9 protein-coding genes are annotated in these 7,793 nt (G+C 68.0%); 8 read left to right on the top strand and 1 reads right to left on the bottom strand.

The window, feature by feature from the left end; translation table 11 throughout:
* Positions 1–39 precede the first annotated feature (39 nt).
* Positions 40–1,008 (bottom strand): hypothetical protein, encoded by a 969-nt coding sequence (locus tag EDC25_RS09020; protein WP_132577436.1) that lies wholly within the window; start codon positions 1,006–1,008, stop codon positions 40–42.
* 191 nt (positions 1,009–1,199) lie between these two features.
* Here EDC25_RS09020 and EDC25_RS09015 point away from each other — a divergent pair, with 191 nt between their 5' ends.
* The 8 genes from EDC25_RS09015 (at position 1,200) to EDC25_RS08980 (ending at position 7,791) form a co-directional block, all read left to right on the top strand.
* Positions 1,200–1,775 (top strand): hypothetical protein, encoded by a 576-nt coding sequence (locus tag EDC25_RS09015; RefSeq protein WP_123520801.1) that lies wholly within the window; start codon positions 1,200–1,202, stop codon positions 1,773–1,775.
* Positions 1,772–2,476, top strand: coding sequence for an endonuclease III (gene nth / locus EDC25_RS09010; RefSeq protein WP_123520800.1), 705 nt, complete (start codon positions 1,772–1,774; stop codon positions 2,474–2,476). Before EDC25_RS09015 ends, nth begins: the two co-directional genes overlap by 4 nt.
* A gap of 176 nt (positions 2,477–2,652) precedes the next feature.
* Positions 2,653–3,627: a porin gene (locus tag EDC25_RS09005; protein WP_164483875.1), complete on the top strand. Its 975-nt coding sequence runs from the start codon at positions 2,653–2,655 to the stop codon at positions 3,625–3,627.
* A gap of 197 nt (positions 3,628–3,824) precedes the next feature.
* Entirely contained in the window at positions 3,825–4,211 is a 387-nt protein-coding gene (locus tag EDC25_RS09000) for an HvfA family oxazolone/thioamide-modified RiPP metallophore (protein ID WP_123520799.1), read from the top strand.
* 19 nt (positions 4,212–4,230) lie between these two features.
* Positions 4,231–5,094, top strand: a complete 864-nt coding sequence (locus EDC25_RS08995; protein ID WP_123520802.1) for an HvfB family MNIO-type RiPP peptide maturase — start codon at positions 4,231–4,233, stop codon at positions 5,092–5,094.
* On the top strand, positions 5,087–5,860 hold the full coding sequence (locus tag EDC25_RS08990) for an HvfC family RiPP maturation protein (RefSeq protein ID WP_132577435.1): 774 nt from the start codon (positions 5,087–5,089) through the stop codon (positions 5,858–5,860). The genes EDC25_RS08995 and EDC25_RS08990 overlap by 8 nt, the downstream gene beginning before the upstream one ends.
* A gap of 111 nt (positions 5,861–5,971) precedes the next feature.
* Positions 5,972–6,751: a 3-hydroxybutyrate dehydrogenase gene (locus tag EDC25_RS08985; protein ID WP_123520798.1), complete on the top strand. Its 780-nt coding sequence runs from the start codon at positions 5,972–5,974 to the stop codon at positions 6,749–6,751.
* Entirely contained in the window at positions 6,748–7,791 is a 1,044-nt protein-coding gene (locus tag EDC25_RS08980) for a patatin-like phospholipase family protein (RefSeq protein WP_132577434.1), read from the top strand. Before EDC25_RS08985 ends, EDC25_RS08980 begins: the two co-directional genes overlap by 4 nt.
* The last annotated feature ends 2 nt before the right edge of the window (positions 7,792–7,793 follow it).

Here is a 7,793-nt window from a genome sequence, read left to right as displayed (position 1 = left end):
TTTCATCGGCAAATCCTGTTCACAAGGTCAGTGCAGGAATCAACCGCCTTCCTGCGCCCACAAGATGGCTGGATTACAGGGACCTTGGCAACCTCTATGGCCCGAAATCACCCACACGAATCCGCGATGAGCCAGAAAAAGATTGCCGTTGACGATGTCGTTCCATGCCGACATCTGGTACTGGTCGTGGGGACTCCAGGTCCACTCGTGCGGCAGCTCGTCGTACACGACCGGAAACGACACCGTCGGACCATAGTGGTAACGCGGCACCGACCACGGCGGCGATACATCGACACCCCGATCGGATTCCCCGGCGACCGTCGACCCGCCGATGCCACCAGCCGGTTGGGCCGGAGCGGGTTCATCCAGCGGTGCATGTGCGCTGGCCGGATCAGCCGGACGCGCAATGGACTGCGGCACCCAGGCCTTCGCGGGATAGGTCGTGTCGCCGCTTCGGGTTGGCTGATAGCGTCGTGCCGGTGCGCCGGCGCGCTCGACCACCAGCGCATGGACATCGTCCAGCAGTTCGTCGGCATGGACGCTGTCGAGACCGGAAAGCGCGTGCGCCATGCCATCGGCGTCGAGGCGGTAGACACCCTGTTCGCCCGCCACGAAGGGCGAAAACAGTTCACCCTGCTCGCGGTCGATGAACACCAGATAGCGGGTGCCGGACTGCAGCTCGGGATTGCCGCTCACGCGGTGGCCCTCGATGCCGATCGTTCCGCCGCCCTGGGTGAGGAGGAACCGTTCACCCGCGGCGCGCTCGCCGAGCAGATCGCGATCGCGCAGGAAGTGCAGGTCAGTGACGATGAGATTGCCGCGCTGGCTCCAGCGCGAGGACGCTGCTTCCAGGCGGACGATCTCGATGCGATCCGCTTCGGCGACCAGGTCCGCCACGGTCTTGTCCACCGCGTGTGCGGCCCATGCCGCCTGGCCGGACGCGATCAGCAGGACCAGCCCCGCTGACTTCCAGACCCGCCGGCCGGGGTACAACCCGATATTGCCCATGACGCTTCTACTCCTTGGGGGATGGGGACGGCGCGGCTGCTGTCCCGGCGGAGGCGTGTGCGCGCCGATTGCGATGACCGCGTGGGGTGGTACGCCCTGGACGACGAATGTGTGACATGGATCACGGCCGGTGGGGATTCCCGGCCGGATCGCCGTGCCCGGGCCGCCACGACGAGACCTACAATGCCCGCATGCCTGCTTCGACAACGCCTTTCCCGGGGGACGCCGCCCTCCTTTGGCTGCCGCTGTGGCCCCTGCTCCCGGCCTGCACCGGGCCGGTGACCGGCGCAACGCTGCTGCTGGCCGCCGTTCTGTGCACCGGTGCCGCGACCTTTGCCAGGCAGCGGCGGGATCCGTGCGCCGACACGCCTGGCTTTCACCTGATCCCCGTGCTGGCCGCCGCCGGCCTGGCCGGCCTCATCGACCTGCTGCTGCGTGCATTCGCGCCGGCACTGCACCTGCAGGTGGCGGCGGCACTGCCGATGCTGGTGCTGTGCGGCCTGCAGTTCCTGTCGCAGGGCGGGGACCTGCCACGAGTCCAGCGCATGTGGCCGGCGCTGCTGCTGGCATGGGGACTGGCCTGCATACACGCGGCACTTCAGCACGGCGGCCTGGCGCTGGAGTGGCGACTGCTGTCCGACCCGGCCGGAAGGGCCGCGGCCGCCCTGCCCTGGCGGTCCCCAGCAGCCAGCCTGGTCGCCCTGGCCCTGTTGCTGGCGGCTGTTGGCGCGATTCGCAACGCCGTTGCACGGAGGCAGCGGGCATGAAGGCAGCCGACCGCGTCGAATTCTTCCGTCGCCTTGCCGAGCTGGACCCGGAGCCGCGCACCGAACTGGAATACGGCTCGACCTTCGAACTGCTCGTCGCGGTGGCGCTGTCCGCGCAGGCCACCGATGTCGGCGTCAACAAGGCGACGCGCAAGCTGTTTCCGGTGGCGAACACGCCGCAGGCGATCCTCGACCTCGGCGAGGGGGGACTGAAACGCTACATTTCCACGATCGGCCTGTACCACGCCAAGGCGAAGAACATCATCGCGACCTGCCGCCTCCTCCTCGAACGCCATGGCGGCGAAGTGCCGGGCAATCGCGAGGACCTGGAGGCGCTGCCCGGCGTCGGGCGCAAGACCGCGAACGTGGTGCTGAACATCGCTTTCGGACAGCCGACCATCGCGGTGGACACGCACATCTTCCGGGTCGGCAACCGCACCGGGCTGGCCCGCGGCAAGACCCCACTCGATGTCGAGCGGCAACTGCTCAAGGTCGTGCCGCAGCAATACCGGCAGCACGCCCACCACTGGCTGATCCTGCACGGCCGCTACACCTGCCAGGCACGCAAGCCGCGCTGCCCGCAGTGCATCGTCGCCGACCTCTGCCGCTATCCGCAGCGGCTGCGCACGCCTGCGGACACGACCGCAACAATCGCCAGGCCGCGCGCGTCCACGTCACGGAAGCGGAAAGCCGCGTCCTGACATGCGGCTGCCACATCGGCCATACACGATGCCCGACCGCGCGAACCGCCGGCGACCCACTGCGCTTCGTCCGGTCACTGCCCTGTTGTCCCTGCTGCCCGCAGCCACGGCATTCTCCGCGGACTGGCCGCCAAGCTGGCATTGCCGAGGGCTGGCGGCTCGCCACATCGGCCAGCGTGCAGTACCAGGCGCTGCACGCCGGGCCACTCGACGACGACGGGTTCCGTCGCCAGCGAGTGGCCGCCACGCTGGTATCGCCGCAGGGCATTGCCTTCAAGGTCGACTACGACTTCGCCGCTGGCACCTGGGCCGATGTCGCACTGCAGGTTCCGTTCACCGGCGCCCAGCGCCTGCGCATCGGCCAGGTGAAAGCACCGCTGGGCCTGGAAACCTTCGGCAGTCATCGCGACGTCGCCCTGCTGGAACGCGCATCATTGTCGACGTTGCTGCCGGGCCGGCGTGTCGGCGTGAAGTGGTCGGCGGCGCGCGGCGCCTCGCACTACACCGTGTTCGCGGCCGGCGACAGCCTTGATCGCCAGGAGCGGGGCGCCGGGCTGTATGCGCGGGCGACCCGCGCCTTCGGGGCATCTACGGAATGGGTCAGCTGCACCTGGGTATCGGCGGCGGACGTGACTGGCGTAGGATCACTTCGTCTGCGCGGTCGGCCCGATGTTTCGGGCCTGCCGCTGGTGGGCGCCGACAGCGGTGAGATCGACCAGCCGGATCGCGTCGACCGGATTGCACTGGAAGCGGCCTGGGATCGCGGGCCCTGGACCGTGCAGGCGGAATACGCGCGCCTGCGTGCATATCGTGAGCGCAGCGCAACCGCCGCCGGCCCGCTGCCCGATATCGATGGGGCAGGCACCTACCTGATGGCCAGCTGGCGGCCGGGTGGGCAATCGCGCAGCTACCGCGACGGCCTTTTCAGGTCGGCGACCGGCAGCTCCGCGGCCGGCGTCTTCGAACTGGTGGCGCGCCTGTCGTGGCTGTCCGTCGAAGACCAAGCCGGTCGGACACAGGCGGGTCGGAGCACGGCGCTCGGCGCCAGCTGGAGTTTCGCAAGCAGGTGGCGCCTGCAGGCGCAGGTATCGACCAGCCCCGACGACGATGCCGGTGCCATCCATGGACTGCGCCTGCACTACCGTTTCTGACCACTGGCGAACCGTCGTGCCGCTTCACTTGTCGCACTGCGTCACCGACCCGGTGCGTTCCGTGAACGGAGACAGCGGAAATTTCACGCCATCGCGGGCCAATCGCGCTAGGCTTCCGGCGTCCGCCCGCCCTACGTTTGCGACGCGGGACACCCGGTCGTCATGCGACCCTGACATCCACGACAGAGGATCCACCCATGTCCACAAAACTCGTCAAACCTCTTGGCGCCGCCGTCGGTCTCGCCCTGCTGGGCTCGGCCGGACTGGCGGCCGCAGGCAACCCGTTCGTGCTCAACGATCTTGGCACCGGCTACCAGCTGGCCGGTGAAGAAGGCAAGTGCGGCGAAGGCAAGTGTGGTGAAGGACGCTGCGGCATGGACAAGCTGGACACCGACGGCGACGGTTCGATCTCGCGCGCCGAATGGGATGCCGCCGGCAAGCCCGCCGACAAGTTCGCCCAGGTCGACGCAAACGGCGACGGACTGATCTCGGCCGAGGAAGCCGCCGCCTTCCATCACGCGCACGAGGAAGGCAAGTGCGGCGAAGGCAAATGTGGTGAAGGCAAGTGCGGCGGAAGCCGCTGAACCGGCGCCACGCAAAGAAGTGAGCGCCGACCTGTCCGACCACGGCGCGGGACTGGGCTTCCGGCGGACCCTGATGGGTCCGCTGGAGGCGTCGGCAACCGGTGTCGTCGACTTCCTGGAAGTGGCGCCGGAAAACTGGATCTGCGTCGGCGGCACTGCCGGCCGCCGCCTGCGCCAGCTGTCGGAGCGCTGGCCGCTGTATTGCCACGGCCTTTCGCTGTCGCTGGGCGGCCCGGCGCCCCTGGACGAAACGCTTCTGCAGCGCATCCGTCGCTTCCTCGACCTGCACCGGGTGCCGGTGTATTCCGAACACCTCAGCTGGTGCAGCGACGATGGCCACCTGTATGACCTGCTGCCGATTCCCTTCACGGAGGAAGCGGTGGCGCACGTCGCCGGCCGCATCCGGCAGGCACAGGACCTGCTCGGCCGGCGCATCGCGGTCGAGAACGCGTCGTTCTATACGGCGCTGGCCACCGACCTGACGGAACTGGAATTCATCCTCGCCGTCCTTGATGCCGCCGACTGCGACCTGCTGCTCGACGTCAACAACGTCTACGTCAACAGCGTCAACCATCGCTACGATCCAGTGGAATTCCTGCGCGCGCTGCCGGGCGGGCGCATCCGGTACATCCATGTCGCCGGCCACTATCGTGAAGCCGAAGACCTGATCATCGACACCCATGGCGCCGACGTGATCGACCCGGTGTGGCGACTGCTCGACGCGACGTACGCGATCCATGGCCTGCGACCGACACTGCTGGAGCGCGACTTCAACATTCCGCCACTGCCGACGCTGCTGCTCGAGGTGGAGCACATCCGTTCGCGCCAGGCCGCCCACGCGACCAGCCGCGACGACAACCCGGTGCAGCGCCTGCATGGCTGACACGCCGACGCGCCGCGAGGCGATGCAGCAGGCGTTCGCCCTGCACCTGCGCAATCCGTCCGCGCATCCGACGCCGGCAGGACTGGAAGACCGCCGCGTGCAGGTCTACCGCGAACTGTTTTTCAACAACGTGGTGTCGTTGCTGGCCGGCAACTTCCCCGTGTTGCGTTCGATGTACGACGAGGCCGGATGGCGCGCCCGTGTGCGCGACTGGTACAGCCGCCATCGAGCCAGGACGCCGCTGTTTCCGGAACTGGGGCGCGAATTCGTTCGCTGGCTTGCTCGGGAATGCGCCGGCGACGGGCCTGCCATTCCGGCGTGGCAGGCCGAGCTGGCCCATTACGAGTGGATGGAAGTCGTCGCCCGCAACGCCGAAACGGATCTGGCCGACGGACCGCCTGCGGCGGACGGCGACCTGGTCGGCGGCGTGCCGGTGCTGTCGCCCCTGGTCTGGCCGCTGGTCTATCGCTGGCCGGTTCACCGCCTGCGCGCGGACGCCCGCCCCGGATCCACGGCGCCAGCGCAAGCGACTTGCCTGGTCATCGTCCGCGATCGTCGCGACCAGGTCGGTTTCCTGGAAGCCAATGCGATGACGCTGCGGCTGCTGGCCCTGATCGAGGCGCAACCCGGCTGCAGCGGCGAAGCCCACCTGTGCCGGCTGGCGGCCGAAAGCGGACTCGATCCGGCCGCGCTGCTCCAGCACGGACGAGGCCTGTTCGACACCCTCCGCGCCCGCGACATCCTGCTCGGCGTCCGGCCGGACTGAAGCAGGCCGGCACCTCGCGTCCATTGCGGCGGCACCGGGTGCTTCCCGAAGGTCCGGGGTGCCGTGGCCGCACGCAGCACCGATAATGCGCGGGTCTTTCTGGAGAACCCCATGCTCAAGGAAAAGGTTGCGCTCGTTACCGGATCCACCAGCGGCATCGGCCTGGCCGTTGCCGAAGGACTGGCCCGCGCCGGTTGCCAGGTCATGCTCAATGGCCTGGGCTCGCCCGAACAGATCACGCAGGCACGCGAGCAGGTGGCGGCCCACGGCGGCGAGGTCGACTACAGCGATGCCGACCTCAGCGAAACCGCGCAGGTGGAAGCGATGGTAGCCGCCACCGAGCAGCGCTTCGGCCGCATCGACATCCTGGTCAACAACGCCGGCATCCAGCATGTCGCCCGCGTCGAGGCGTTCCCGGCGGCCAAATGGGACGCCATCATCGCCATCAACCTGTCGGCGGCGTTCCATGCCATGCGGGTCGCCCTGCCGGGGATGCAGGCCCGCGGCCACGGCCGCATCATCAACATCGCCTCGGTACACGGACTGGTGGCATCCGATTCAAAGTCCGCCTATGTCGCCGCCAAGCACGGCATCATCGGCCTGACCAAGGTGGTGGCGCTGGAAAATGCCGAAGCGGACATCACCTGCAATGCGGTCTGTCCCGGCTGGGTGCTGACGCCGCTGGTGCAGAAGCAGATCGACGACCGCGCCGCCCGGGAGGGCATTCCGGTGAAGGAGGCCGAACGCGCCCTGCTCGCCGAGAAACAGCCGTCACTGCGCTTCACGCGGCCGGAAGACATCGCCGACGCGGTCCGCTTCCTTTGTGGACCCGGCGCCGGCAACATGACGGGCACGACCATCACCCTGGACGGTGGCTGGACCGCGCGGTGAGCCGCGGCAACGGCCTACGCACCGTCAACCTCGCCCTGCAGGGTGGCGGCGCCCATGGCGCCTTCACCTGGGGCGCACTGGATGCGCTCCTTGAAGACCGGCGTGTCCGGTTCGAGGGCGTCTGCGGCGCCAGTGCCGGCGCGATGAACGCCGTTGTACTCGCACATGGCCTGTTGAAAGGCGGGCGCCAAGGCGCCCGTGATGCGCTCGCCGCATTCTGGAATGATGTCGGGCGTTCGGGATTGCTGTGGCGCGCAGCAAGGCCGCCGGACAGCATGCTGTCGCTGTTCGGCATCGACCCACAGATCGCCGCCGCGGGCATGCAGACGGTGATGGAAACCTGGGGCCGGCTGCTGTCGCCCTACCAGTTCAACCCCTGGAATTTCGACCCGCTGCGCCAACTGCTCGAGCGCCACGTCGAATTCCGTGCACTCGCCGATGAGAGCTGCCTCAAGCTGTTCATCTGCGCGACGAACGTGCGCAGCGGCAAGGTCAGGATCTTCGACAACAACGAGCTGGGTGCGGATGCGGTCCTGGCGTCCGCCTGCCTGCCGCAGCTGTTCAAGGCCGTCGAGATCGACGGCGAGGCGTACTGGGATGGCGGCTACATGGGCAATCCCGCGCTCTATCCGCTGTTCTATCGCACGAGGACGCAGGACATCGTCATCGTCCACGTCAATCCGATCCGGCGGGAGACGGTTCCAAGGACGCCTTCGGAAATCGCCCTCCGAGTGAACGAGATCACCTTCAACTCCTCGCTGATGCGCGAGATGCGCGCGATCGCGTTCGCCGCCCGTCTGGTCGAGCAGGGCTGGCTCAAGGACGAGTACGCCGGCCGGCTCAGGCGCATGTACGTGCACTCTATCCGGGATGACGAAGCCATGTCCGCGCTGGATGGTACCGGCAAGCTGAGTCCGGATCCGCAACTGCTGGACAGCCTGTACGAAAGCGGCCGCGCAACCGCCGCAGCGTGGCTGAAGCAGCATTTCCGCGATGTCGGCCGCCGCGACAGCATCGATATCCGCGCCGAATTCCTGTAGTG

It is taken from the genome of Pseudofulvimonas gallinarii (assembly GCF_004343305.1).
In the GTDB taxonomy this organism is placed as follows: Bacteria; Pseudomonadota; Gammaproteobacteria; order Xanthomonadales; family UBA2363; genus Pseudofulvimonas; species Pseudofulvimonas gallinarii.
The sequence above is the reverse complement of the archived record's forward strand: the minus strand, read 5'-3'. Positions and strand labels throughout refer to the sequence as shown.